The organism is Roseisolibacter sp. H3M3-2 (assembly GCF_029211165.1).
Classification (GTDB): Bacteria; Gemmatimonadota; Gemmatimonadetes; order Gemmatimonadales; family Gemmatimonadaceae; genus Roseisolibacter.
Genome location: NZ_JARGEK010000663.1, coordinates 1 through 1,189, shown reverse-complemented (window position 1 = coordinate 1,189; position 1,189 = coordinate 1). Strand labels below are relative to the sequence as shown.

Genomic DNA, 1,189 nt, shown 5'->3' with positions numbered 1-1,189 from the left:
GGCGCGGGCGGCGTCGGGCGCGAGCGCGGCGTCGGGCGTCGCGGCGACCGCGGGGCGCGGCGCGGGGGCGACCGGGTCGCGGTCGGAGCACGCAGCGGCGAGCAGCACCGCGGCGGCGAGGAGTCGGGGGCGCATGTATGAGGGCTCGACGGAGTCGGGAGTCGTGAAGTCGTGCGTCGGGTCGTGCATCGGGGGTGGCCCGCCGGTCGGGCCGGCGTCGCGTTCGGAGGGCAATCTCCGCGGGGGGCTCACTCGCGGATCACCGCGCGATCACCGGCCGGCCGACGCGGTCAGAAGGGCTTGTGCATGCGCGCGACGGCGCTCGTGTCGGCGCGCGGCGGCGCGACGAACGGCTTGTGCATGCGCGCCGACTCGTGCGCCGGCGCCTCGGCGCGCGACTGCAGGATGATCGGGCGCGGGCCGACGGCGTCGGCGCGGTCGGAGCAGGCGGTCGTCGCGGCGGCGACGAGCAGGGCGGCGAGGGCGAGCGGCGTGCGGGACATGGATGGGCGCTCCGTTGCGGAGTGGAGGTCGTGTGGTGGCGTCGCGCCACGGCGGCGGCGACGCGGGCAAGGATACGGGCGCGCATCACCGCCGGGTCACGCGCCGATCACCCCCCGGCGCCGCGTCTTGCCGCCCGCTCCACCGCGCCGGTACGTTCCGCTCGTGCTGCGCGTCGTGACCCTGGGCGGCCTGGCCGTCTCCCACCCCGATCGTGCGCTGGGGCGGGCCGCCCTCCAGCCGCGCCCCCTGGCGCTGCTGGCGGTGCTGGCGCGCGCCGGCGAGCGGGGGGCGTCGCGCGACGCGCTGCAGGCGCTCTTCTGGCCCGGCGACGAGGAGCGCGGGCGCCGCTCGCTGGCGCAGGCGGTGTACGCGCTGCGGCGCGACCTCGCCGACGAGCGCGCGATCGTCGGCGCGCAGGAGCTGCGGCTCGACCCCGACGCGGTGGCGAGCGACGTCGGGGAGTACGCCGAGTTCGTGAGGGGCGGCCGGCTGGAGGAGGCGGCGGCGCTGTACGCGGGCCCCTTCCTCGCCGGCTTCCGCCTCGCCGGCGCCCCCGAGTTCGAGCGGTGGGCGGACGACGAGCGGCGCGCGGTCGCGGGCGAGCACGCGCGCGACCTCGAGCGGCTGGCGCGGGCCGCCGAGCGCGCGGTGGAGCCGTCGCGCGCCGCGGCGTGGTGGCGCGCGC

At 79.6% G+C, this 1,189-nt stretch carries 2 protein-coding genes; one reads left to right on the top strand and one right to left on the bottom strand.

Features of this window, described 5'->3' with window-relative positions:
* Positions 1-290 precede the first annotated feature (290 nt).
* On the bottom strand, positions 291-503 hold the full coding sequence (locus PYV61_RS25565; protein WP_275836708.1) for a hypothetical protein: 213 nt from the start codon (positions 501-503) through the stop codon (positions 291-293).
* Positions 504-666: 163 nt separating this feature from the next.
* Here PYV61_RS25565 and PYV61_RS25560 point away from each other — a divergent pair.
* On the top strand, positions 667-1,189 hold a 523-nt coding region (locus PYV61_RS25560; RefSeq protein ID WP_275836707.1), incomplete at its 3' end, for a winged helix-turn-helix domain-containing protein.

Coding starts and splice junctions, on each gene's coding strand:
- PYV61_RS25565 (WP_275836708.1), bottom strand. CDS start 503: ATGTCCCGCACGCCGCTCGCCCTCGCCGCCCTGCTCGTCGCCGCCGCG.